The 24189-nt window shown below is 72.9% G+C and carries 24 protein-coding genes and 1 pseudogene; 16 read left to right on the forward strand and 9 right to left on the reverse strand.

The window, feature by feature from the left end; translation table 11 throughout:
- Positions 1–45: 45 nt before the first annotated feature.
- Both E4198_RS06570 and E4198_RS06575 read right to left on the reverse strand, forming a co-directional pair.
- Complete coding sequence (locus E4198_RS06570; protein ID WP_136182346.1) at positions 46–378, reverse strand: DUF3817 domain-containing protein; 333 nt, start codon at positions 376–378, stop codon at positions 46–48.
- 86 nt (positions 379–464) lie between these two features.
- Positions 465–977, reverse strand: a complete 513-nt coding sequence (locus E4198_RS06575; protein ID WP_027765985.1) for a MarR family transcriptional regulator — start codon at positions 975–977, stop codon at positions 465–467.
- 183 nt (positions 978–1160) lie between these two features.
- Here E4198_RS06575 and E4198_RS06580 point away from each other — a divergent pair, with 183 nt between their 5' ends.
- The gene (locus E4198_RS06580; protein ID WP_136182347.1) at positions 1161–2159 is read left to right on the forward strand and encodes a DUF5937 family protein; all 999 of its coding nucleotides are present in this window, start codon (positions 1161–1163) and stop codon (positions 2157–2159) included.
- Here E4198_RS06580 and E4198_RS06585 read toward each other — a convergent pair.
- From E4198_RS06585 to E4198_RS06595, 3 genes are all read right to left on the reverse strand, one after another.
- The gene (locus E4198_RS06585) at positions 2102–3874 is read right to left on the reverse strand and encodes a cellulose synthase catalytic subunit (protein ID WP_210732786.1); all 1773 of its coding nucleotides are present in this window, start codon (positions 3872–3874) and stop codon (positions 2102–2104) included. The two genes, E4198_RS06580 and E4198_RS06585, sit on opposite strands and share 58 nt — an antisense overlap.
- A 312-nt stretch (positions 3875–4186) precedes the next feature.
- A complete protein-coding gene (locus tag E4198_RS06590; RefSeq protein ID WP_136182349.1) occupies positions 4187–4489 on the reverse strand; it encodes an MTH1187 family thiamine-binding protein in 303 nt (100 codons plus the stop codon).
- Positions 4486–4842 (reverse strand): DUF3817 domain-containing protein, encoded by a 357-nt coding sequence (locus E4198_RS06595; protein ID WP_136182350.1) that lies wholly within the window; start codon positions 4840–4842, stop codon positions 4486–4488. The genes E4198_RS06590 and E4198_RS06595 overlap by 4 nt, the downstream gene beginning before the upstream one ends.
- Before the next feature lie 94 nt (positions 4843–4936).
- On the opposite strand from E4198_RS06595, the gene E4198_RS06600 reads away from it, so the two are divergent.
- From E4198_RS06600 to E4198_RS06615, 4 genes are all read left to right on the forward strand, one after another.
- Positions 4937–5575: an AIM24 family protein gene (locus E4198_RS06600; RefSeq protein ID WP_136182351.1), complete on the forward strand. Its 639-nt coding sequence runs from the start codon at positions 4937–4939 to the stop codon at positions 5573–5575.
- The gene (locus tag E4198_RS06605; protein ID WP_136182352.1) at positions 5575–6225 is read left to right on the forward strand and encodes an AIM24 family protein; all 651 of its coding nucleotides are present in this window, start codon (positions 5575–5577) and stop codon (positions 6223–6225) included. The genes E4198_RS06600 and E4198_RS06605 overlap by 1 nt, the downstream gene beginning before the upstream one ends.
- A complete protein-coding gene (locus E4198_RS06610) occupies positions 6222–6971 on the forward strand; it encodes an AIM24 family protein (RefSeq protein ID WP_136182353.1) in 750 nt (249 codons plus the stop codon). Before E4198_RS06605 ends, E4198_RS06610 begins: the two co-directional genes overlap by 4 nt.
- A gap of 102 nt (positions 6972–7073) precedes the next feature.
- On the forward strand, positions 7074–7541 hold the full coding sequence (locus tag E4198_RS06615; protein WP_136182354.1) for a MarR family transcriptional regulator: 468 nt from the start codon (positions 7074–7076) through the stop codon (positions 7539–7541).
- 12 nt (positions 7542–7553) lie between these two features.
- Here E4198_RS06615 and E4198_RS25330 read toward each other — a convergent pair.
- Positions 7554–7688, reverse strand: a pseudogene (locus E4198_RS25330) (ATP-binding protein); the annotation flags it as partial.
- Between E4198_RS25330 and E4198_RS24810 the strand changes: the two are divergent.
- Both E4198_RS24810 and E4198_RS06625 read left to right on the forward strand, forming a co-directional pair.
- Positions 7629–7802: a hypothetical protein gene (locus E4198_RS24810; protein ID WP_168711385.1), complete on the forward strand. Its 174-nt coding sequence runs from the start codon at positions 7629–7631 to the stop codon at positions 7800–7802. The pseudogene E4198_RS25330 and the gene E4198_RS24810 sit on opposite strands and share 60 nt — an antisense overlap.
- Before the next feature lie 163 nt (positions 7803–7965).
- Entirely contained in the window at positions 7966–9141 is a 1176-nt protein-coding gene (locus E4198_RS06625) for a CaiB/BaiF CoA-transferase family protein (protein ID WP_136182355.1), read from the forward strand.
- 25 nt (positions 9142–9166) lie between these two features.
- Here the strand turns inward: E4198_RS06625 and meaB are convergent, their stop codons facing one another.
- Both meaB and E4198_RS06635 read right to left on the reverse strand, forming a co-directional pair.
- Positions 9167–10126 carry a methylmalonyl Co-A mutase-associated GTPase MeaB gene (gene meaB, locus E4198_RS06630; RefSeq protein WP_136182356.1) on the reverse strand — a complete coding sequence of 320 codons (960 nt, stop codon included), beginning with the start codon at positions 10124–10126 and terminating at the stop codon, positions 9167–9169.
- A 44-nt stretch (positions 10127–10170) separates the two neighbouring features.
- Entirely contained in the window at positions 10171–11376 is a 1206-nt protein-coding gene (locus E4198_RS06635; RefSeq protein ID WP_136182357.1) for an acetyl-CoA C-acetyltransferase, read from the reverse strand.
- A 149-nt stretch (positions 11377–11525) separates the two neighbouring features.
- Here E4198_RS06635 and mce point away from each other — a divergent pair, with 149 nt between their 5' ends.
- The 9 genes from mce to E4198_RS06680 all read left to right on the forward strand — a co-directional run bounded on the left by mce (position 11526) and on the right by E4198_RS06680 (position 23686).
- The gene (mce, locus tag E4198_RS06640; RefSeq protein WP_136182358.1) at positions 11526–11981 is read left to right on the forward strand and encodes a methylmalonyl-CoA epimerase; all 456 of its coding nucleotides are present in this window, start codon (positions 11526–11528) and stop codon (positions 11979–11981) included.
- Between the two features lie 240 nt (positions 11982–12221).
- Positions 12222–15557 (forward strand): polarized growth protein Scy, encoded by a 3336-nt coding sequence (gene scy, locus E4198_RS06645; RefSeq protein WP_136182359.1) that lies wholly within the window; start codon positions 12222–12224, stop codon positions 15555–15557.
- 135 nt (positions 15558–15692) lie between these two features.
- Positions 15693–16646 carry a cellulose-binding protein gene (locus E4198_RS06650; RefSeq protein WP_136182360.1) on the forward strand — a complete coding sequence of 318 codons (954 nt, stop codon included), beginning with the start codon at positions 15693–15695 and terminating at the stop codon, positions 16644–16646.
- 183 nt (positions 16647–16829) lie between these two features.
- Positions 16830–17948 carry an ATP-binding cassette domain-containing protein gene (locus E4198_RS06655; RefSeq protein WP_136182361.1) on the forward strand — a complete coding sequence of 373 codons (1119 nt, stop codon included), beginning with the start codon at positions 16830–16832 and terminating at the stop codon, positions 17946–17948.
- A gap of 3 nt (positions 17949–17951) precedes the next feature.
- Positions 17952–18731 (forward strand): ABC transporter permease subunit, encoded by a 780-nt coding sequence (locus E4198_RS06660; RefSeq protein WP_136182362.1) that lies wholly within the window; start codon positions 17952–17954, stop codon positions 18729–18731.
- A gap of 101 nt (positions 18732–18832) precedes the next feature.
- Entirely contained in the window at positions 18833–19582 is a 750-nt protein-coding gene (locus tag E4198_RS06665; RefSeq protein WP_348771288.1) for a phosphotransferase, read from the forward strand.
- A gap of 138 nt (positions 19583–19720) precedes the next feature.
- On the forward strand, positions 19721–20944 hold the full coding sequence (locus E4198_RS06670; RefSeq protein WP_136182363.1) for an ABC transporter ATP-binding protein: 1224 nt from the start codon (positions 19721–19723) through the stop codon (positions 20942–20944).
- Between the two features lie 61 nt (positions 20945–21005).
- A complete protein-coding gene (locus E4198_RS06675; protein WP_348771289.1) occupies positions 21006–22301 on the forward strand; it encodes an ABC transporter permease in 1296 nt (431 codons plus the stop codon).
- Between the two features lie 224 nt (positions 22302–22525).
- Positions 22526–23686: a S1 family peptidase gene (locus tag E4198_RS06680; RefSeq protein ID WP_136182364.1), complete on the forward strand. Its 1161-nt coding sequence runs from the start codon at positions 22526–22528 to the stop codon at positions 23684–23686.
- An 80-nt stretch (positions 23687–23766) separates the two neighbouring features.
- Here the strand turns inward: E4198_RS06680 and E4198_RS06685 are convergent, their stop codons facing one another.
- Positions 23767–24090, reverse strand: a complete 324-nt coding sequence (locus E4198_RS06685; RefSeq protein WP_136182365.1) for an ATP/GTP-binding protein — start codon at positions 24088–24090, stop codon at positions 23767–23769.
- Positions 24091–24189: the final 99 nt, after the last annotated feature.

The raw sequence follows: 24189 nt of genomic DNA on the forward strand, positions 1-24189 counted from the left end.
GTGTCGGCCGGTGCCCGGAGGCGCCGGGAGAGGGCGGGCGGGCCCTCAGACCTTCGCCGTCGCCGCGGAGGAGTCATCGAGCAGCGGCTCGACGTCGCGGACGACGTTGCGCTCCACGAAGAACGCCGCCAGCGGGATCGTCCCGGAGACCAGCACCCACAGCAGCTTGCCGAACGGCCAGCGCGCCTTCTGCCCCAGGTCGAAGGCGAAGATCACGTAGATGATGAACAGGACGCCGTGCAGCTGCGAGATCGCGAAGGTGACGTTCTCACCCATGTCGAAGCCGTACTTGAAGACCATCGCGGTGCACAGGGCGAGCAGCATGACGGCCGTGACGTAGGCCATCACGCGGTAGCGGGTCAACACGCTTTTCTTCATGCGGCGAGGGTATCCGCCCTCCCTCGCCTCCCCGGCTCCGCCCCCGCGGCCCTCGTGCTCGTCCGGCGGACCTTCGAAGACCGGACCTAAGCCGGGTCGTCGAAGTCGTCCGCGGCGACCCGCAGCGGCCTCAGCAGCGAGAAGATCGCGTCGCACTGCGCGTCGTCGTAGCTCGACAGTCCGAAGTCCATCGCCATCAGGTCGCGCGTCGCCGCGTCGCAGACCTCCCGCCCCTTGTCGGTGATCGACGCGAGCGTCCCGCGGCCGTCCTCCGGATTCGGCCCCTTGGTCACCAGGCCCGCGCGCTGGAGCCGGTCCACGGTGTTGGTCACCGACGTGGGGTGCACCATCAGCCGTTCGCCGATCTTCGACATCGGCAACCGGCCGGCCCGCGAGAAGGTGAGCAGCACCAGCGCCTCGTACCGGGCGAACGTCAGACCGTACGGCTTGACCACGGCGTCCACCTGCGACAGCAGGATCTGGTGGGCGCGCATGATCGAGGTGATCGCGGCCATCGAGGGCGCAGGGCCCCATCGCCGCTTCCAGAGCTCGTCGGCGCGAGCGATCGGATCGAACGGCAGGCTGAGCGGCTTCGGCACGCACCCGACCCTACCGGCCGCTCATATCGTGAGCGCAAGCGTCTCACCGACCGGTCCCCCTGACGGTCACCGGACGGTTTCGGGCGGGGGCGCAGCGGGCAGCGGCACAAGCGGGGGGAGGCGTAGCCGCCGAGGCCCTACCGCACCGTGCGCCCTGAGGCCGGACCAGCCTGGAGGGGGAACATGCCGCTGCGCATGCATTTCGGCACCGAGGACCTGCTCAACTGCCGTTTCGCGCTCTCGCCTGCCTGGGAGACCCAGCAGGCCGTCCGGCTGCTGGCCCGCCCCGGCCAGTGGGGCCACCACCTGCCGTGGCTGCGGCGGAGCGTGCGTGCCGCCGAGACGCTCGGCCTGGAACCGCTGTGGCTACTCATGCCCCGGCAGGGCTGGACACCCGACTTCCTCTGCCCGCCGCCCGGCGGGCCGGTGCAGTCCTTCGACGAGGAGATCGAACGCCTGCGGGCCACCGATCCGGTCACCGCCAAGGAGGAGATGGCCCGCGCCCTCGCCGACACCCCCGGGGCGGCCGCTTCGCCGCTGGGCCTGGCGATGCTCGGCGACCCCGCCCGCGCCGTGCAGAGGGTGGCCGACGCCACCGTCCGGGCCTGGGAGGCCCTCGTGGCCCCGCACTGGCGGCGGTTGCGGGCGCTGCTGGAGGCCGACGTCGCCTTCCACACCCGGCGACTGGCAGACGGCGGCCTGGCCGCGCTCTTCGACGGACTGCACCCGCACGTGACCTGGGCCGACGGTGCGCTGACGATAAGACGCGCGGAGGACGCGGCACAGACGCTGGGCGGCGAGGGACTGACGCTGATGCCCAGCGTCTTCGTCTGGCCGGACGTGGTCAGCGGCTTCCACGCGCCGTGGCGGCCCGCCGTGGTCTACCCGGCACGCGGCATCGGCTCGCTGTGGTCGGAGGCCGAGGCCGGGCCGGGCTCACCGGAGGCGCTGGAACGGCTGTTGGGCGTGAACCGGGCCGCGGTGCTGGCGGCGCTCACCGAACCGGCGTCGACGACCGCGCTGGCCGCGCGGCTGGGGCTGGCGCCGTCCTCGGTGTCCGTGCACCTGTCGACGCTGCGCGGCGCGGGACTGCTGACCTCGCGCCGGGTAGGGCACCAGGTGCTCTACGAACGCACGCCGCTCGGCATCGCCCTGTCCGCGGGCGACGGCGAACTCGCGTAGGCGCCCGGCCCGGCCTGTGCGCCCCGTTGCGGCATCGCGCGCCCGCCGTGCGGACGGCCGGTGAGCGCCCAGGCCAGGAACGGCGCCAGCGCGACCGTCAGGGCCAACAGCGCCCACACGCCGATCACCGCGTGGGTGTGTCCCAGCCACAGCGACGCCGCGAGCGAACAGCCCAGCACCGCCGCCCACCCCAGGTGGGTGCGGAACGTCCGCACCCCGTCCTCGCTGGCGGACTCCCCCTTCGGCGTCACCACGAAGCGGCACGGCCGCCGCAGCAGGGCGGCTCCCAGTGCCCGCGCGTACACCGGCGCCGCCAGCGCGGACATCGCCATGCCCGCCAGCCCGCCGGAGCCCTCCGGTTCGTGCGGCGAGACGTTGTGCCGCCGGTTCCACAGGTACAGCCCGACCTGGAGCACGGCCGCGTCGCCGTACAGCATCAGCCAGGTCTGCGGCGGCACCGTGACGCCGGAGGTGCCGGCCCACAGGAAGAGCGCGCAGCTCAGCGCACCCAGCACCCACGTGGCGGCACTCATCGGGTAGTACGCCAGCATCAGCGAGTAGTGGAGCAGCCGGCCCGCCGGCAGCCGGTGCGGAGGGCGGCCGTACTGGTGCAGCAGGGTCTCGAAGGTGCCGCGCGACCAGCGCAGCTGCTGCGAGAAGTAGTCCGTCCACGACTCGGGCCCCTCCCCCACCGCGAGCACGTCGGGGGTGTAGACGGAGCGCCACCGGCCGCCGGTGGCGGAGTTGCGGCGGCGGTGGATCTCGAAGCCGGTGGCCATGTCCTCGGTGACGGAGTCGTGCAGCCCGCCCACCTGCCGCAGGGCCGCGATCCGCACCACGTTGTTGGTGCCGACGAACATCGGCGCCCCGTACCGGTTGCCCGCCCGCTGGATCAGCGCGTGGAAGAGGAACTGCTGGCTCTCGGCGCACTTGGTGACCAGCCGGTCGTAGTTGCCGTACACCTGCGGCCCGACGACGAAGGCGACGTCGGGATCACGGAAGTAGCCCAGCGTCCGCTCCAGGTAGGCGGGCAGCGGCACGTGGTCGGTGTCGACGGAGGCGAAGAACTCGTAGGCGTGGCCGTGCGCCTCGAGCCAGGCGTTGTAGTTGCCGTGCTTGGTCCGGGCCCGGAACGGCCCCCGGGGACGATTCCACTCGGGTACTCCGCGGCGGGTGAAGTGGCGCACGCCCAGTTCCGCGCACAGCGCCCGTGCGGCGGGGTCGTCCCCCTCGTCCAGCAGCCAGACGTGCCGCCGCCCGCGGTGCCGGACACGCAGCGCCCCCCGCAGGGTGGCCCGGACCATGGATATCGGCTCCTTGCCGGGCACGTACGTGGTGAGGAAGGCGACCGAGACGTTCCGCTCCGGACGCACGGGCACCGGGTCGCGGGCCACCAGAGTGGCGTGCGCGACGGACACCACACCGAGCAGCCGGAACAGCTCGATCAGGCCGATGGCGCCGAGCATCACCGCGTCGGCGGCGACCAGCCAGCCCGGGGCCGCGTCGCCCCGCCGCGACCAGTGGGCCGGCCATATCAGCCACACCAACAGCACGGCCGACAACGTGGGCGCCGCGGCGATCAGCAGCACGACACCGAGCCGGTGCCGCTCGCGGGACAGCAGAGTGCGGTACCGCACCCGGTAGTCCGGGCCCGCGGCCACGAGCGGCCCGGCGAGGCGGCAGTACCTCTCGTAGTCGTCACGAGACGGCGCCACGGCTCCCTCCCACCTCGCGCACGGGCCGTCCGGGCCCGCACGGATGCCTCCACCCTTCGGTGCCGCCTCCACCCTCGCGACCTGGAGACCCCCGACCGGGTCACCCGGGCGGGGGCGCCCGCCACGCTCCACCGGCTCCACGGCCACCGGCGCGCGCAGGGGCGCGCCGTGTACCGCAGGAACTGTGCGCGGAACCGGCGCGAGTGAACTGGGGGCACCGCGGCGCTCGGGGACGTGCCGCACCGGCCCCGTTCAGGTCAACAGTGCGCCCGTAGCGGCGGATTCTGGGTGGAGTTCCGGTGGGGGGGCCGGTCAGTGGTCTTCGGCGGCGAGGTGGCGTTCGACGGTGTCGACCTTGGCGGTGAGGCCGTCTGTGACGCCCTCGCGGATGTCGGCCTTGAGGAGGAGGGACACGCGGGGTGCGCGGGCCTCGACCGCGGCGACGGCGCGGCGCACCACGTCCATGCAGGCGTCCCAGTCGCCCTCGATCGAGGTGAACATCGCGTCGGTGCGGTGGGGCAGGCCGGACTCCCGGACCACCCGCACCGCGTCGGCCACGTGGGCGCCGACGTCCTCGCCGACGCCCAGGGGCGTCACGGAGAAGGCGACGATCACTGGGCCGTCACGCTCTCGCCCTGTCCGGTGGGCGCGGTGCGGGTCGCGGCGACAGCCTCGTTCTCCTCGCGGCGCAGCCTGCGGTCCGCGAAGAAGCCGCCGGCGGGCAGCACGGACAGCACGAAGTACAGCGCTGCGGTGCCGAAGGACCACTTGGTGCGGTTCCAGGCGTCCAGCAGGAAGAGCACGTACAGGACGAAGAGGAAGCCGTGGATCGCACCCATCACCGGCACGGCGTTGAACTCCGTGGTGCGCTTGAGCACCGAGCAGACCAGCAGCAGCAGGAAGGAGACGGCCTCGGGCACCGAGACGAGGCGGAGTCGACGCATGGCGGAAACGGTCTTGATGTCCACGGCGGGTTTCCTCGATCTTTGTGAACGGATGCACAAACTTTTGCCATTGTGGCACCTCCCTCCAGGGCGGCGACCACCGGGTAGGTTCACTCCCGTGGCTCATTTCCGACTGCAAGGTGGCAAGGTGCTCGCCGTCGCGATGGCGGGCGACGCCGTGAAGGCCAAGAACGGCGCGATGGTCGCGTACGACGGCCGGATGGCGTTCAAGAAGCTCTCCGGGGGCGGTGAGGGCCTGCGCGGCATGGTCACGCGCCGCATCACCGGCGAGCAGATGGAGCTCATGGAGGTGAAGGGCGAGGGCACCTGCTGGTTCGCGGACCGAGCGAGCGACATCAGCCTGGTCGCGCTGAACGGCGAGACGCTGTACGTCGAATCCAGCAACCTGCTGTGCGCCGACGCGTCGCTGCGCACCGGCACCAGCTTCACGGGCCTGCGCGGCGCCTCCCAGGGCACCGGCCTGTTCACCACCACCGTGGAGGGCACCGGGCAGGCCGCGCTGGCCTCCGCCGGCACGCCGGTGGTGCTGCGCGTCTCGCACGGCCAACCGCTCCAGGTCGACCCCGGCGCGTACGTGGCGCACACCGGCCGTCTGCGGCAGGACTTCCAGTCCGGCGTGAACTTCCGCACGTTCCTCGGCGAGGGTTCCGGCGAGGCGTTCCAGATCCGCTTCGAGGGCGAGGGCCTGGTCTACGTGCAGCCGAGCGAGCGCAACACGATCGGAGGGCAGATCTGATGCCGTTCCAGCAGATCAACTCCAAGATCGTGGAGGCCCGGGTCACGCCGGGCTCGCGCATGTTCAGCCAGCGCGGCGCGATGATCGCCTACACCGGGCAGGTCGGCTTCACACCCAACATGTCCGGCGGTCAGGGTGGCGTGATGGCCATGATCGGCCGCCGCGCGGCGGGCGAGGCGGCGCCGCTGATGACCGTCGAGGGCGACGGCACCGTGATGTACGGTCACGGCGGCCACCACGTGCAGGTCATCGACCTCACGGGCGACACGCTGTACGTCGAGGCCGACCGGCTGCTCGCCTTCGACGGCACGCTGGAGCAGGGCACGATGTTCCTGGGCTCCCAGGGCGGGGTCATGGGCATGGTCCGCGGTCAGGTGAGCGGCCAGGGCCTGTTCACCACCACGCTCCGCGGCCACGGCTCGGTCGCCGTCATGGCCCACGGCGGCGTCCTCGAACTGCCGATCACCCCCGACCGCCCGGTCCACGTCGACCCGCAGGCGTACGTCGCCCACCACGGCGACGTACGCAACAAGCTCTCCACCGCGCTGGGCTGGCGCGACATGGTCGGCCGCGGCTCGGGCGAGGCGTTCCAGCTCGAGCTGTCCGGCAACGGCACGGTCTACGTGCAGGCGAGCGAGGAGAAGCTGTGACCACCCCTGAGGACTTCACGACGCTGCCGTCGGACGACAACGTCAACCCGTACACGTTCTGCGTGGAACTGCGCGGCAACCGCTGGTTCCTGCAGAAGGGGAAGATGATCGCCTACTACGGGCAGATCGACTTCCACGGCATCGGCCACGGCCCGCTGGACCGGCTGGTCGCCGGCAGCTTCCACTCGCCGCTGCACGCGCAGGACTGGACCGTCGCCGAGGGCAGCGGCAAGATGCTGCTCGCCGACCGCGCCTTCGACGTCAACAGCTACGACCTGGAGGACGGCAATCTGACCGTCCGGTCCGGCAACCTGCTGGCCTTCGAACCGTCGCTGTCGCTGAAGCAGTCGATCATCCCCGGCTTCCTCACACTGATCGGCACCGGCAAGTTCGTGGCCGCGTCCAACGGCCAGGTGCACTTCGTCGAGCCGCCGGTGCGCGTCGATCCGGAGGCGCTGGTCGGCTGGGCCGACTGCCCCTCCCCCTGCCACCACTACGACCACCAGTACATGCGGGGCGTGCTGGGCGGCCTCCGTGCAGTGACTGGGCTGGGCGGCACCTCCGGCGAGGAGCACCAGTACGAGTTCACGGGAGCGGGAACCGTGCTGATCCAGTCGACCGAGGTGATGAAGGACGTGCCGCTCGCGGGTGAGGGCGCGCAGCAGGACGGGCACGGCGCGGCCGGGCAGCAGACGCCGCGACTGCCCGGCCAGCTCGGCGACCTCCAGCGACGCTTCGGACTCTAGGGCGCGCCGGGAAGTCCCTCCCCCAGGGCCGGGAGGTGCCCCCGCCCGGTCCTGGAGCCGGACGGCGCTACTTTCCCGACACACCCTGGGTACGCTCTCGACATGAACACGGACAAGGGCTGGCTGAGCGACGCGGAGCAGCAGGCCTGGCGCACGCACCTCGACGTCAGCCGGCTGCTCATGTACCAGCTGGAGCGCGATCTCCAGCCCTTCGGGCTGACCAACAACGACTACGAGATCCTGGTCAACCTCTCCGAGTCGCCCGAGCACCGGGTGCGGATGAGCGAACTCGCGCACCGCACCCGGCAGTCCAAGAGCCGCCTTTCCCACCAGATCACCCGCATGGAGAGCGCGGGGCTGGTGCGGCGGGAGAACTGCGAGTCCGACAAGCGCGGACTGTTCGCCGTGCTGACCGAGCAGGGCTGGGAGACGATGCGGAACGTCGCGCCGCATCACGTGGCGTCGGTGCGTCGGCACTTCATCGACCTTCTCACCCCGGAGGCCCTTCAGGAGCTGCAGACGTCGCTCTCCACCGTGGCCGCCCACCTGCACGCCGCGCACGACTGCTGAACGGCTCGGGGCCGCAGGCCGGGGCGGCAGACGGAGGGTGAAGAGGGCGCCGCCCTCGGGCGCGTCGGTGACGGCGGGGGTGCCTCCGTGGCGTTCCGCCACGTCGCGGGCGACGGAGAGACCCAGCCCGGCGCCGCCGTCGTCGCGTCCACCCTGGCCGTCGGCGGCACGACGGCCGCCTTCGCCGGTGACTCCGGCGCCACGGACGCGCCGTCGCAGGGCCAGTCGCAGGACGACGCGGACGACCGCGACGACGGCTGACGGGCCCGTCCCGGCACCGGGGCGGCCGTGCGGGGCCGGGAGAGTGCTCTCCCGGCCCCGCGCCGTGACGGCGGCCGTGCTTCACTGGCGTCCGTCGCACCCCCGGCCCGTACGACCGGGCCGGGACCGTCGACCGTCCGGTTCGCCCAGCGGGGAGAAAGGCATGCAGCCCCTTCGCGGAATCACGGTGGTGTCGCTCGAACAGGCCCTCGCCGCGCCGTATGCGAGCCGCCACCTGGCCGACCTCGGCGCACGGGTGATCAAGGTGGAGCGGCCCGGCACCGGCGACTTCGCCCGCGCGTACGACGCGCGCACCGCCGGTCTCAGCGCGCACTTCGTCTGGGCGAACCGCAACAAGGAGTCCCTCACCCTCGACTTCAAGGACCCGCGCGGCCTGGACGTGCTGCGCCGGCTGCTGGCCGACGCGGACGTGTTCCTCCAGAACCTGGCGCCCGGCGCGACGGCCCGCGCCGGTCTGGGCCCCGAGGAGCTGCGGGCACTCAACCCGCGCCTCATCGTGTGCGACATCTCCGGCTACGGGTCCCCCGGGCCGTACGAGGGACGCAAGGCCTACGACCTGCTCGTGCAGTCCGAAGCCGGCCTGGTGTCCGTCACCGGCACCGAGGAGGAGATGGCGAAGGTCGGCATCCCGGTGTCCGACATCGCCGCGGGCATGTACGCCTACAGCTCCGTCCTGGCCGCACTGCTGGAACGCGGGCAGACGGGTACCGGCAGGCACCTGGACATCTCAATGCTCGAATCCGCCGTCGAGTGGATGGGGTTCCCGCTGTACTACGCCTACGACGGCGCGCCCCCGCCCCCGCGTTCGGGTGCCGCGCACGCGACCATCCAGCCATACGGGCCCTTCACGGCGGGTGACGGGACGGTCGTGATGATGGCCGTCCAGAACGACCGCGAGTGGCGCGGCCTGTGCGCCGCGTTCCTGAACGACCCCGGGCTCGCCGACCACCCCGACTACGCGACGAACGCCGGCCGCAGCGACCACCGGGAGGCCCTCGGAGCGGTCCTCGCGTCCCGCTTCGCACAGCTGACCGGCGCCGAGGCCGTCGACCTGCTCAGCTCCATCCCCGTCGCCAACGCCCGGGTCAACACCCCGGCCGAGGTGTGGGACCACCCCCAGCTGGCCGCGCGCGGGCGCTGGCACGAGGTCGCCACGCCGGTCGGCCCCGTCCGGGCCCCGGCCCCGCCGGGGCAGCTCCCCGGCGAGGCGCGGACGGACCCGGTGCCCGCGCTCGGCGCACACACCCGGGTCATCCTGGCCGAGCTGGGGCTCACCGAGGACGAGATCGACCTGCTGATCGAGTCCGGCGCGGCGTGACCGGGCAGGAGGCCGCGCGGCCGGATCAGCTCTCCTGCGTGAGTCCCGCGACCAGCTCGTCGGCTGCCGCGTAGGGGTCGAGGGAGCCGTTCACGATGCGTTCGGCGAGCGCACCCAGCCGGCGGTCGCCGCTGAGGCTGCCGATCCGCTCGCGCAGGGCGGTCACCGCGATGGTCTCGATCTCGCGGGCGGCCCGCCGGGCGCGCCGCTCCCCGAGCACTCCGCGCTCCTCCATCCAGGCGCGGTGCTTCTCCAGCGCCTGGACGACCTCGTCCAGGCCCTCGCCGCGGGCGGCGACGGTCTTGACGATGGGCGGACGCCAGTCCCCCGGGGCACGCGCCTCGCCAAGCCCCAGCATGTGGTTGAGCTCGCGGGCCGTGGCGTCCGCGCCGTCCCGGTCGGCCTTGTTGACGACGTAGACGTCCCCGATCTCCAGGATGCCCGCCTTCGCGGCCTGGATGCCGTCGCCCATGCCCGGGGCCAGCAGCACCACGCTGGTGTCCGCCTGGGAGGCGATCTCCACCTCCGACTGCCCGACGCCCACCGTCTCGACGAGGATCACGTCGCAGCCGGCGGCGTCCAGCACCCGGATGGCCTGCGGTGCGGCCCAGGCGAGGCCGCCGAGGTGACCGCGCGTGGCCATCGAGCGGATGTAGACGCCGGGGTCGGAGGCGTGCTCGCTCATCCGCACCCGGTCACCGAGCAGCGCGCCGCCCGAGAACGGGGACGACGGGTCGACCGCGAGCACGCCGACCCGCCTCCCGGCCCGCCGGTAGGCGGAGACCAGCGCTGAGGTCGAGGTGGACTTGCCCACTCCGGGCGAGCCGGTCAGCCCGACCACGTACGCGTTTCCGCAGCGCGGAGCGAGAGCCGCCATGACCTCGCGGAGCTGCGGGGACGCCCCCTCGACCAGAGAGATCAGCCGGGCGACGGCACGCGGCCGCCCCTCCCGGGCCTGCGTCACCAGCGTGGGGACGTCCACCACTTCTCATTCCTCCGTACAGCCGGACTGCCGAACCGTCGAACCGCTCACTTGCCGGGGACCCGCAGCACCAGCGCGTCGCCCTGGCCGCCGCCGCCGCACAGCGCCGCGGCGCCGACGCCGCCGCCCCGGCGGCCCAGCTCCAGCGCGAGGTGCAGGACGATGCGTGCACCGGACATCCCGATCGGGTGGCCCAGTGCGATCGCGCCACCGTTGACGTTCACCTTTTCAGGTGACACGCCGAGGTCCTTCATCGACTGCACGCAGACGGCGGCGAACGCTTCGTTGATCTCGACGAGGTCCAGGTCGCCGACCGACAGGCCCTCCTTCTTCAGGGCGTGCTGGATCGCCTGGGACGGCTGCGACTGGAGCGAGTTGTCCGGGCCGGCGACGTTGCCGTGGGCGCCGATCTCGGCGATCCACTCCAGGCCCAGCTCCTCCGCCTTGGCCTTGCTCATCACCACGACGGCCGCCGCGCCGTCGGAGATCTGCGAAGCGGAGCCGGCGGTGATGGTGCCGTCCTTGGCGAAGGCGGGACGCAACCTGCCGAGCGACTCGGCGGTGGTGTCGCCCCGGATGCCCTCGTCCTGCGAGAAGACGACCGCGTCACCCTTTCGCTGCGGGATCTCGACCGGGGTGATCTCGGCGTCGAACAGGCCGTCCGCCTGGGCCTTCGCGGCCTTCTGGTGGGAGGCGGCGGCGATTTCGTCCTGCTCGGGGCGGCCGATGCCCAGACGGGTGTTGTGCTTCTCCGTGGACTCGCCCATGGCGATGTTCTCGAAGGAGTCGGTCAGCCCGTCGTACGCCATCGCGTCGAGCATCTCGACCGCGCCGTACTTGAAGCCGGAGCGCGACTTGGGCAGCAGGTGCGGGGCGTTGGTCATGGACTCCTGGCCACCGGCGACGATCACGTCGAACTCGCCGGCGCGCACGAGCTGGTCGGCCAGCGCGATGGCGTCGAGACCGGAGAGGCACACCTTGTTCACGGTCAGCGCCGGGACGCTCATCGGGATGCCGGCCTTCACGGCGGCCTGCCGGGCGGGGATCTGGCCGGCGCCGGCCTGGAGGACCTGGCCCATGATCACGTACTCGACCTGGTCGCCGGCGACACCCGCCCGCTCCAGTGCCGCCTTGATCGCGAAGCCGCCGAGGTCGGCCCCCGAGAAGGACTTCAGCGACCCGAGCAGCCGCCCCATGGGGGTGCGCGCACCCGCGACGATGACCGATGTGGTGCTGCTGGACGTGTCCGTCATGGCAGGGTCCCTTCCAGCGGGAGGTTAACGACTGTTATCTACACGGTACTGAGCGGTCACGTCCCCGGTCACCGGTCGGACGGTGTGACCGTGCGCACGTTGCGTAATCGCGCATTGCGGAACCGCGCCCGACACGCTGCACTGTCCTCATGCTGACGCGTATCGATCACATCGGGATCGCCTGTACCGACCTCGACGCCACCGTCGAGTTCTACCGTGCCACCTACGGCTTCGAGGTGTCCCACACCGAGGTCAACGAGGAGCAGGGGGTCCGCGAGGCCATGCTCCGCATCAACGGCACCGACGACGGCGGGGCCTCCTACCTCCAGCTGCTGGAGCCGACGCGCGAGGACTCCGCGGTCGGGAAGTGGCTGGCCAAGAACGGGGAGGGCGTCCACCACATCGCGTTCGGCACGGCCGACGTGGACGCGGAGGCGGCCGGCATCCGCGACAAGGGCGTGCGAGTGCTCTACGACGAGCCGCGGCGCGGCTCGATGGACTCGCGGATCACGTTCCTGCACCCCAAGGACTGCCACGGCGTGCTGACCGAGCTCGTGACCTCCGCCGCCACCTCCGGCCGGGGGGCGGAGCACACGGACCACTGACGTCCGCTTCCACGGCCGGTAGAGTGGCCGCGCGGCCGGGGCCGCTTGTCCAAGACCCCGGGAAGAAGCCGTGCCCAGGCCCTGCCCGGGCGGGCGCGGGTTCCTCGTTCCGCCGATGATCTGACACCATTTCTTCGGCACGTCCGGGAGATGTCCCGTACGGGCGTCTGCCGCGCATGGTGACGGGGGTGCAGGACAGTTCACCTTCATAGGCGACCAGGGGACGGATGGGACCGCGCAGTGCGGGGCAACGACCGCTACGAGGCTGACGACCACCTCTCGCGATTCGAAGCCGAGATGGAGCGGCTGAAGAAGGAGCGGGAGAAGGCGGTCGACCACGCCGACGACCTCGGCTACCAGGTCGAAGTGCTGCGTGCCAAGCTCCACGAGGCGCGCCGCGCTCTCGCCACGCGCCCGGCCGCCGGCTTCGAGAACCTCTCCCACCAGGCCGAACAGCTCCTGCACAACGCGCAGATGCAGGCCGACCAGATGCGCTCGGACGCCGAGCGCGAGCTGCGGGAGGCGCGCGCACAGACGCAGCGACTCCTCCAGGAGCAGGCCGAGGCCCAGTCGCGGCTGGAGTCCGAGCTGCACACCGAGGCCGTGCGGCGCCGGCGGCAGCTGGACGAAGAGCTGTCCGAACGCCGCGCCACGGTCGAGTCGCACGTCAACGAGAACGTCTCCTGGGCCGAGCAGCTGCGCACCCGCACCGAACAGCAGGCGCGCCGCCTGATGGAGGAGACGCGGGCCGAGTCGGAACGATCGCTCGCCCAGGCGCGTGCGGAGGCGCAGCGGCTCACCGAGGAGTCCCGCCACCGGATGGCCAGCGAGGCCGAGAACGCCCGGGCCGAGGCGGACGCCATGCTGCGCCGCGCCCGCGCCGAGGCCGAGCGGATGCTCTCCAACGCCACCGGGCAGGCGCAGGAGGCCGCCGAGCAGGCCGAGCAGCTGCGCAGCCGCAGCTCGGGCGAGGCCGAGAGCAGCCGCCGTGCGGCCGCCGACCTGGTCCGCCGCGCCGAGGCGCGGATGCGGGAGGCCGAGACGGCCCTGCGCGAGGCCCGCGCCGAGGCCGAGAAGAAGCTCACCGAGGCCGAGGAGGCCGCCGCCAAGAAGCTCGGTGACGCGGAGTCGGTCAACGAGCAGCGGGTGCGGACCGCCAAGTCCGAGGTGGCCCGCATGGTCGGCCAGGCCACCAAGGAGTCGGAGGCCCTCCGCGGGGAGGCCGAACAGGTCCTCTCCGACGCCCGCACCGAAGCCGAACGGCTCGTCGCCGAGGCCCGCGAAGAGGCTCGCACCCGCACCGCGGAGGAGTCGGCTCACCAGCTCGCCGAGGCCGCGCGTACGGCCGAGGACGTGCTCAACAAGGCGTCCGAGAAGGCCAAGGCCACGACGAAGGCGGCCACCGAGGAGGCCGAACGACTCCGCCGGGAGGCGGAGGAGGAGGCCGACCGGCTCCGCGCCGAGGCGCACGACGTCGCCACGGAACTCAAGGGCGCGGCCAAGGACGACACCAAGGAGTACCGCGCCAAGACCGTCGAACTCCAGGAGGAGGCGCGGCGCCTGCGCGGCGAGGCGGAGCAGCTGCGCGCCGAAGCGGTCGAGGAGGGCGAGAAGATCCGCGGCGAGGCCCGCCGCGACGCCGTCCAGCAGATCGAGGAGGCCGCCACCAGCGCGGAGGAGCTGCTGGCGAAGGCGCGCACCGACGCCGAGGAACTCCGCGGCGACGCCGCGACGGAGAGCGAACGCGTCCGCACCGAGGCGATCGAGCGCGCGACCAGCCTGAGGCGTCAGGCCGACGAGGCGCTGGAGCGTGCCCGCAAGGAGGCCGAGGAGCTGCGCTCCGGCGCGGAGGAGCAGGCCGAACAGAGCCGTATCGAGGCCGCAGAGGCCGGCCGCCGGGTCCGTGAGGACGCCGAGCAGGCCGTGGCCGAACTGCGCGCGGAGGCCGACCGGGAGCTGGAGCGCCTGCGTACCGACGCCGAGGACAAGGTGTCCCGCGCGGAGGAGGAGCTGCGACTGGCCCGCGGCGAGGCAGACCGGCTGCGCGAGGAGACCCGCACCGAGACCGAGCAGCTCCGAGTGGAGGCGGCCGAGAAGCGCCGCGCTCTCCAGCAGCAGGCCGAGGACGAGGCCGAACGGGTCCGCACCGAGGCGATCTCGGACGCGACCCAGGCACGCGCAGAGGGCGAGAACGTCGCCGTGCAGCTGCGCAGCGACGCCGCTGCCGAGGCGGAACGGCTGCGGACGGAGGCGCAGGAGTCCGCGGACCGGGTGCGCCGGGAGGCCGACGCCGCGGCCGAACGCACCAACACCGAAGCCTCGGAGGCGCTGGAGGCCGCCCGCGCCGAGGCCGAACGGCGGCGCCGGGAAGCGGAGGAACTGCTCGCCCACGCCCGCGAGGAGGCGCACCAGGAACGCACGGCCGCCCGCGAGCAGGGAGAGGAACTGCTGGCCACGGCGCGGCAGCGGGTCGACGACGCACAGGCCGAGGCCGTCCGCATCGTCGAGGAGGCCGAACGGCACGCCGCGGACTTGGTGGCCAGTGCCGAGGACACCGCACGGCAGGTGCGCGAGTCGGTTGCGGGGCTGCACGAGCAGGCGGAGCAGGAGATCACCGGGCTGCGCCGCGAGGCGCAGGAGGAGCTGGAGGCGGCCCGTTCGCTGGCCGAACGCACCGTGGACGAGGCGCTGGAGGCCGCCGAGCGAACCCGTGCGGACGCCGACCGCGCCCGGGACGAGGCCCGCGAGGACGCGGCACGCAAGCGCGGCGAGGCGGCCGAGCAGGCCGACACACTGCTGGCGCAGGCCCGCGAGGAGGCCGAGACGTCGGCCGCCGCGGCCCGGGAGCGGGCCGACAGGCTGCTCGCCTCCGCCCGCGAGGAGGCCGAGGGCATGGTGAACAGCGCCCGTGCGGAGGGTCGCGAGACGGTCGAGAAGGCCCGCGCGGATGCGAACACCCTGCTGGAGGAGGCCCGGAACGACGCCGCCGCGACCCGGGAGCGCGCCGAGGAACTGCGCGACCGGATCACCGGCGAGGTGGAGGAGCTGCACGAGCGGGCCCGGCGGGAGTCGGCGGAGGCGATGAAGTCCGCCGGCGAACGGTGCGACGCCCTGGTGAAGGCCGCCGAGGAGCAGCTCGACGAGGCACGGCGGAAGGCCGGGGAGCTGGTCGACGACGCGGAGTCGGAGGCCGGAAAGGTGCGGATCGCCGCCGTGCGCAAGGCGGAAGGTCTGCTCAAGGAGGCCGAGCAGCGCAAGGCGAAGCTGCTGGCCGAGGCGGAGAAGACCCGCGAGGACGCCGAGGCCGAGGCCCAGCGGACCCTCGACGCCGGACAGCGTGAACTCGAGGTGCTGGAGCGCCGTCAGGAGGACATCAACGCCGAGATCTCCCGTGTGCAGGACGTGTTGGAGGCCCTGGAGTCGTTCGAGGCGCCCGGCGGCGCCGGCGGCGGCAAGGGGTCCGGAAAGAACAGCGGCGGCCGGAAGAGCGGTGCGGACTCCGACGCGAACGGCGGCGTCAAGGCGGGTGCCGGCGCGGGCGGTTCACGCGGCGGTGGCAAGCCGTCCGGGCGTTAGCCACTCGAACGAGCGAGCATTCTCCACAACAAACGGGCATCAGCTCGATGACACGCCGCTTGTCCCCCTAGGATTCCCTCTATCACTCCCCGATACCCCAGCCCGACAACCCCCGTCTGACTCGACAGGAACCCCATGAGCGACACTTCCTCCCCCTTCGGCTTCGAGCTCGTGCGGCGTGGCTACGACCGCGGTCAGGTGGACGACCGCATCACCAAGCTCGTCGCCGACCGGGACAGCGCACTCTCCCGCATCACCTCTCTGGAAAAGCGCATCGAGGAGCTGCACCTCGAGACGCAGAACGCCCAGGCCCAGGTCAACGACTCGGAGCCGTCGTACGCCGGACTGGGCGCGCGTGTGGAGAAGATCCTCCGTCTCGCCGAGGAGGAGGCCAAGGACCTGCGCGAGGAGGCCCGCCGGGCCGCCGAGCAGCACCGCGAGCTCGCCGAGAGCGCCGCCCAGCAGGTCCGCAACGACGCCGAGGCGTTCGCGTCCGACCGCAAGCAGAAGGCGGAGGACGACGGCGCCCGCATCGTCGAGAAGGCCAAGGGCGAGGCCTCGCAGCTGCGTTCGGACGCGGAGAAGGACGCGCAGTCCAAGCGCGAGGAGGCCGATTCCCTCTTCGAGGACACCCGTGCGAAGGCCGCCCAGGCCGCCGCCGACTTCGAGACCAACCTCGCCAAGCGCCGCGAGCAGTCCGAGCGCGACCTGGCGTCCCGCCAGGCCAAGGCAGAGAAGCGGCTCGCGGAGATCGAGCACCGTGCGGAGCAGCTGCGGCTGGAGGCCGAGAAGCTGCGCACCGACGCCGAGCGCCGCGCCCGCCAGACGGTCGAGACCGCGCAGCGCCAGGCCGAGGACATCGTGGCCGACGCCAACGCCAAGGCCGACCGCGTCCGCAGCGAGTCCGAGCGCGAGCTGGCGGCGCTCACCAACCGCCGCGACAGCATCAACGCGCAGCTGACCAACGTCCGCGAGATGCTGGCGACGCTGACCGGTGCCGCCGTGGCCGCGGCCGGTCAGCCGGGCGGCGAGGACGACACGGACGACGAGTCGGTGAGCCACGGCGTCCCGGCTCAGCAGTCCCGCTGACACCGCCCTCGGCACGCCGCTCGCACGGAGCCCCGGCCCGCAGGGCACGGGGCTCCGTGCGTGTCCGGGCGGGTTGCGCTGAGGGAACCGTCGTGCGACGGGGCCGTGCAGCTTCGGTGCGCCTCCCGGGCTCATGACAAATCACACGGGCGACGTCGGCGGATCTGCCCGTAGGATCGACGCATGATCGAGCTCGAAGGGCTGACGAAACGCTACGGCCGCAAGGTCGCCGTCGACCATCTCACGTTCAGCGTGCGCCCCGGCGTGGTCACCGGCTTCCTCGGCCCGAACGGCGCGGGAAAGTCCACCACCATGCGCATGATGCTGGGACTGGACGCGCCCACCAGCGGCGAAGTCCGCATCGACGGCAAGCGGTACGACCGCCTGCAGGAGCCGCTGAACTACATCGGCGCGCTGCTGGAGGCCAAGTCCGTGCACGGTGGGCGCACGGCCTACAACCATCTGTTGTGCATGGCGCAGAGCAACGGCATCCCGCGCCGCCGTGTGTCCGAGGTGCTCGACCTGGTCGGTCTGTCCGCCGTCGCCAAGAAGCGGCCGAAGGGCTTCTCTCTCGGCATGGGCCAGCGCCTCGGCATCGCAGCCGCGCTGCTCGGCGACCCGAAGATCCTGATGTTCGACGAGCCGGTCAACGGACTCGACCCCGAGGGCATCCACTGGATCCGCAACCTGATGCAGGAACTGGCCCGGCAGGGCCGCACCGTCTTCGTCTCCAGCCATCTGATGAGCGAGATGGCGCTGACGGCCGAGCACCTGGTCGTCATCGGCCAGGGCCGACTGCTCGCGGACACCCCGATGTCCGACTTCATCGCCGAGCACTCGCGGACCTACGTGCGGCTGCGCACTCCGGAACCCGAGAAGCTGCTCGACCTGCTGCACCGGGACGGCGTGACGCCGGTGACCGCCGACGACGGATCGTTGGAGGCTGAGGGCGTCGAGGCGTCCCGCATCGGCGAACTCGCCGCGTCGGGAGGGATCGTGCTGCACGAGCTGAGCCCGCAGCAGGCGTCGTTGGAAGAAGCGTTCATGCGGCTGACCGCCGAGGCGGTGGAGTACCACGCGCACACGTCCACCGCCGCCCCGGCGATGCAGCAGGCCGCCGCCGCGGGCACGGTGCCGGGCCAGGGCGCACCGGCCGGAGCACCCGGCGGGACGCCCGCCGCACCGCCGCCGCCCGGCGCCGTACAGGGCGAGGCGGTCCCGGCGCCGCAGCCGGGCACACCGCACACCGAGACGCCGCAGGACCGTCCCGCGTGGGGCGAGGGCTGGAAGAAGGGCCGCTGAACCATGGCACACGTATCCCGGGTCCTCCACTCCGAGTGGACCAAGGTCACCACCGTGCGTTCGACCTTCTGGACGCTGGCCACCGCCTTCGTCGTCACCGTCGGTCTCGGCGCGCTGATCGCCGCGGTCACGGCCTCCACCTTCAATGACATGCCGCCCCAGCAGAGGGCCACCTTCGACCCCACGTTCGTCAGTTTCTCGGGCACCACCCTCGGCCAGCTCGCGATGATCGCGTTCGGTGTGCTGGCCGTCTCCAGCGAGTACAGCACCGGCATGATCCGCAGCTCTCTCGGCGCCGTCCCGCAGCGCGGGGTCTTCATGGCTTCGAAGATCGCGGTCTCGACGCTGCTGGTCCTGGTGGTCGGCATGGTGACGAGCTTCAGCGCGTTCTTCCTGGGGCAGGCCCTGCTCGGCGAGTACAGCACCTCGATCGGCGAGGAGAACGTGCTCCGCGCCATCATCGGCGGCGGCATCTACATGACGCTGATGGCGCTGTTCTCCATGGGCATCGCATTCCTGTTGCGCAGCCCGTTGCTGGCGTTCGCGATCCTGATGCCGTTCTTCTTCCTGGTCTCCAACATCCTGGGCGCCGTCGAGGCCACCCGGGACGTGGGGCAGTACCTGCCCGACCAGGCCGGATCGATGATCATGTCCGTCGTCGACGGCAGCATGGGCAGCGGCGACCGCCCGTACGGCCCCTGGGGCGGACTGCTGATCATGGCCGGCTGGGTCGTCGTCGCCCTGCTGGCGGGCTTCGTGACGGTCAAGAAGCGCGACGCGTAAGGCGGGACACCCGCCTGCGGCGCCCCCGGGACTCTACGGTCCGGGGGCGCCGTCATGTCCGCCGCACGGAGCGGAAACCCGATCGAGCCGGCCCCGGCGACGTGCTGGGATGGCCTGATGGGACAACACACGACGACGTCCGTGGACCGCGGGCCCTACCCGGACGCGGTGACGCCCTGGGAGCAGGAGACCTGGCGTGGCGCCGCCCTCGACTGGGCGCGGCGCGGCCTCGCGGCGCACCGGAGGAGCCGCTGCGGTGCTACGCCGAACTGCAACGGGCCCTTCTGCCGCACCTGTCGGCCCTCGAACGGCTCGGCGTGCCCGGCGCGCACACGACCGCACTGCCCGAGGTCTTCGACCGGCTCGTGGAGGACGACACGGCGTCGGCACCCGGCGATCGCGCGCGGCTGCTCGCGCTGCGGCCGCGCCTGGCCGACTGGTGCGCGGAACTCGCCGCCGTCGGCGTGCCGGACTCCCTCGACCACGCCGACCTGCATGCCGGCCAGGTCTTCGCCCCGCGGCCGGGCCGGTTCACCTTCTTCGACTGGGGCGACGCCACGCTCTCGCACCCGTTCTGCTCACTCCGGGTCCCCGTCCGGGCGGCGTGCGAGCGGTACGGGCCCGAGGTGGCGCCGCGCCTGCGGGACGCCTACTTGGAGCCGTGGACGGGCCGGGGCACGAGCGCGGCCGAGCTGCGGCGGGCGGCCTCCCTCGCGTGGCGGCCGGGTGCACTCGGCAGGGCGGTCTCCTTCGGTCGTCTGTTCCCCGGAGCGTCCCGTGCCGCCGAACGCGCGTGCGCGGCGGCCTCGGCCGCCGCGCTGCGGGAGACGGCGGACGCGCCGCCGTACTGAAGCGCCCCGTCCCGCGCGGACGTGGCCGACAGGAGGGAACCGGAACGGCGGCCTGTACCCTCCTAGACCTTGACCGGGGGCGAGATGCGGGGGCGGTGAACGCGCGACGCGGGCCCCGAACCACCTACAGGGGCGAGCATGATCGAGGCGTACGGCCTGACGAAGCGCTACGGCGCCAAGACGGCCGTGTACAACCTGTCCTTCCAGGTACGGCCCGGCGCCGTCACCGGCTTCCTGGGGCCCAACGGCTCCGGCAAGTCCACCACGATGCGGATGATCCTGGGCCTGGACCAGCCCACCTCGGGTCATGTCACGATCGGCGGGCAGCCGTACCGGAAGCTGCCGAACGCGCCGCGCCAGGTCGGCGCACTGCTCGACGCCAAGGCCGTGCACGGCGGGCGCAGCGCGCGCAGCCACCTGCTGTGCCTCGCGCAGCTGTCCGGAATCCCGGCCCGCCGGGTCGACGAGGTGCTGGGCCTCGTCGGGCTCCAGGACGTGGGCGGCAAGCGGTCCAAGGGCTTCTCCCTCGGTATGGGCCAGCGCCTCGGCATCGCGGCGGCACTGCTCGGCGACCCGCAGGTGCTGCTCTTCGACGAGCCGGTCAACGGGCTCGACCCGGAGGGCATCCTCTGGGTCCGCAACCTGATGAAGCGGCTCGCGGACGAAGGACGGACGGTCTTTGTCTCCAGCCACCTGATGAGCGAGATGGCGCTCACCGCCGACCATCTCATCGTCATCGGGCGCGGCCAGCTGATGGCCGACATGCCGGTGAAGGACTTCATCACACAGAACTCCGTGGGGTACGCGCGCGTGCGCACCCCGGACGGCGCTCCCGAGCAGCGGGAGAAGCTGAGTTCGGCGCTCGCGGAGGCCGGCGGCCAGGTCGAACCGGAGGCGGACGGCGCCCTGCGGGTGACCGGGGTGCCACTCCCCCGCATCAGCGACCTGGCGCACGAGGCGGACGTGCGGCTGTGGGAACTCTCGCCGCACCAGGCGTCGCTGGAGGAGGCGTACATGCGGCTCACCCAGGGCGCCGTGGACTACCGGTCGACCACGGACCTGGCCGCGGGCCTCGCGCCGACGGGCTTCGGGCCGGGTGTGCCCGGTATGCCGGTGCCGGGGACCGCGCCCGGCGCGATGCCGGGGCAGGTGCCGGGCGGGATGCCCGGACAGGTACCGGGCCAGGCTCCGGGCACGATGCCCGGCACGATGCCCGGCGCGATGCCCGGCGGTCCCGTCCCGGGCGGGTACGGCGCTCCCGGTGGCGCCCCGCCCGTACCGCCGCAGGCCGACCCCCGGGGCGCCTACGCGGCGGGCCCGTACCAGGGGGCCTCCGGCGCCGGCGGCGGAGGCCGCGGATGACGCGGCCCACCTCCCCCGGCACCATCCCGCCCGCCACCGAGCCCCGCACCGAGGACACCCGATGACCACGCCCCAGCCACCCGAGAACCCTGCCTCCGACCCCGCCCCGGGCACGCCGTCGCCCGAGGAGGCACACGTCCCGCACGTCCCCGGACAGGCCCAGGACCACGCGAAGTCGGCGCCGGAGGCGACGGAGGAGGCCGAGGAGCCCGAGGAGGCCCAGAGCACCGCGCCTGAGGCGGAGGCGGGCGACCGGCGCTCCGAGCACACCATGTTGCTCAACCCCGCCCAGGCCGCGGGCGGCAGCACTCCACCACAACGGACCCCGGCCCAGGGCACCATGATGCTCACGCCGCCGGCCCAGCCCGTCCAGCCGCCCGCGGCACCCGTCTCCGCGCCCCAGGGCCCGCCGCCCGGCCAGGCGCCGTACGCCACCGCTCCGGCCCCGGCCGCGCCCGCGCCGGTGAACCCCTCGGCACCGGCGGGCGGCTGGCCGCCGCCGCAGGGCACCGCCGGGCAGGCGGCGCTCCCCCGCACCCACCTCGGCCACGCCCTCGCCTCCGAGTGGACGAAGATCCGTACCGTGCGCTCGACGATGTGGACGCTCGGCGTGATGTTCGTGATCGTCGTGGGCATCGGCTTCCTGATGGCGCTCGCCTTCAGCGGCAGCAGCAACCGGTTCGTCACCACGCCGCTGCTCGGCGGCGGCCTGTTCGGCCTGATGCTCGGCCAGATCTGCGTCATCACGCTCGGCGTGCTGGTGATCACCTCCGAGTACGGCACCGGGATGATCCGCACGACGATGACGGCCTGCCCGGTCCGCGGGCGTGTACTGCTCGCCAAGGCGCTCGTCTTCTTCCTGGTCGCCTTCGTCATGACGACGCTCGCGGCCGGACTCACCGCACTGATCCAGGCAGGGATGCTGGGCGGCGCCGAGGTGCCGCCGGACGCGATGGTGTCCGAAGGCCTGCGCGAGTCCGTCGTGGACGGCGAACTGACGGCCACCGGCGGCGAATGGCTCGGCGCCACCGTGGGCGCCGGCCTGTACGTCGCCCTGCTCGGTCTGCTCTCGCTCTCCGTCGGCGCGATGCTCCGCCACTCCGCCGGTGCCATCACCGCCATGCTGGGCGTGGTGCTGCTGCCGATGCTGGTCGCGATCTTCCTCCCGGCGAGCCTGAGCGACCTGCAGGACGGGCTGCTGGAGTACTCGCCGCTGAACGGCCTGGCGTCGATGTTCCGGATGCCGTTCCAGGGCGAGGTGGGGACCACCGGCTGGCCGCTGCTCGGCCTGCTCGCGGTCGTCTCCGGCGCGGCCCTGGCCGGCGCCTACGCCGCCCTGGCCAACCGCGACGTCTGATCTGCCGCTCCGTACGGGCCCGGGGCCGCCGCACCCGCGCGGTCCCGGGCCCGCGGCATGCCGGCCCCGCGGCTCTCGCGACGCGTCTCCCGCCGCACCGGCTGCATTGGCATAGACCTGACACCCGCTCCTCCGCTACGCTCCCCGCAGCACGATATGAGAGCGCTCTCATCAGCCTTCCCGTACCCGTACCCACCCCTACCGGCACGACGAAAGGCAACGCCATGAGACGAAGAAGGACCCTGCGCTCCGCCCTGACCACCGCGCTTCTCGCGGGCACCCTGGCAGGCGGACTCACCCAGGTGTCGGCGGCCGACGCCCCCGGCGACACGGCGGAGAAGGCCGCCTCCCCCGGCCTGGTCGCCGCCCTGCAGCGCGACCTGGGCCTGAGCGAGAAGGAGGCTCTCGCCCGGCTCGAGGCGGAGGCAAAGGCCCGCACCGTGGAGTCCGCTGCACGGCGCGCCGCCGGAGCCGCCTACGGCGGCTCCTGGTTCGACGCCGGACACGGCCGGCTCACCGTGGCGCTCACCGGCGCACGCACCGACCAGGACCGGCGGCGGGCCGTCGAGGCGACCGGCGCCCGGGTCGTACCCGCCGCGCACACCCTGCGCAGGCTCGAGACCACCATGCGGAGCGTCGACACGCTCGACGCCCCCGCCGGGGTCGCGAGCTGGCACGTCGACCCGCGCGCCGGCGCGGTCGTCGTCCGGGTCGTCGAGGGGCACCGGCACGACGACGCCGTCCGCGCCTTCGTCGCTGACGCGCGCGAGGCGGGCCCGGTGGCCGTACGAGAGACCCCGCAGGCGCCCCGCACCTTCGCCGCGGGCACCGTCGGCGGCGACCCGTACTACACGGGCAACGTCCGCTGCTCCATAGGCTTCTCCGTGCACGGCGGCTTCGTCACCGCCGGGCACTGCGGCGGCACGGGCTCCGCCGTACGCGGCTGGGACGGCAGCCACATCGGCACCTTCCAGGGGTCCTCCTTCCCCGGCGACGACTACGCCTGGGTGAACGTCGGGAGCGGCTGGTGGACGGTGCCGGTCGTCCTCGGCTGGGGCACCGTCCCCGACCGTCTCGTGCGCGGTTCGGCCGAGGCGCCCGTGGGCGCGTCCGTCTGCCGCTCCGGCTCGACGACGCACTGGCACTGCGGCACCGTGCTCGCGAAGAACGAGACGGTCAACTACAGCCAGGGGGCCGTGCACCAGATGACCAAGACCAGCGTGTGCGCCGAACCGGGAGACTCCGGCGGCTCGTTCATCAGCGGCGACCAGGCGCAGGGCGTCACGTCCGGCGGCTGGGGCAACTGTTCCGGCGGCGGCGAGACCTGGCACCAGCCGATCAACGAGATCCTCCAGCGCTACGGCCTCACCCTGCACACCGCCTGACGGCAACCCCCGGCCACCGCGACGGCCGGCGCCGGAGCCCCCGCTCCGACGCCGGCCGTCGCCACGTCTGCCAACAGGCTTCAGTACCGGGGTGCGTTGCGGGACCGCTGGAGGCGGGCGGAGCGGCGGTCCCGGGCGTTCCAGCACGCCCGGTGCCAGTGGCGGCGGTCGTCCACGGGCCCGTGCTGCGCCCACGCGACGACGTGCGGGACACCCGGCGGAATCTCCTGGTCGCAGCCCGGGCAGCGGTAGTGCTTCCCCGCGGCACCCCCGCCGACCTGCCGGACCACCCACTCCTCGCCCCGCCAGTCCTCCGTGCGCTCCACCCCGTACCGGTCGGCGCGCTCGGCACTCCCGGACGCGGACCTGCCGCCGCCACGCGGGCGGTTACGACGCGGGGACACGGTGCACCTCGGCGGTTCGGACGACGGCGGACGGCGTTCCGCGGACGATGCCGCGGACGCGGGGACGGGCCCGGCGGGCTCGCGCCACCAGCGTACTGA

Origin of the sequence: Streptomyces sp. RKND-216 (assembly GCF_004795255.1) — a bacterium.
Lineage (GTDB): Bacteria > Actinomycetota > Actinomycetes > Streptomycetales > Streptomycetaceae > Streptomyces > Streptomyces hazeniae.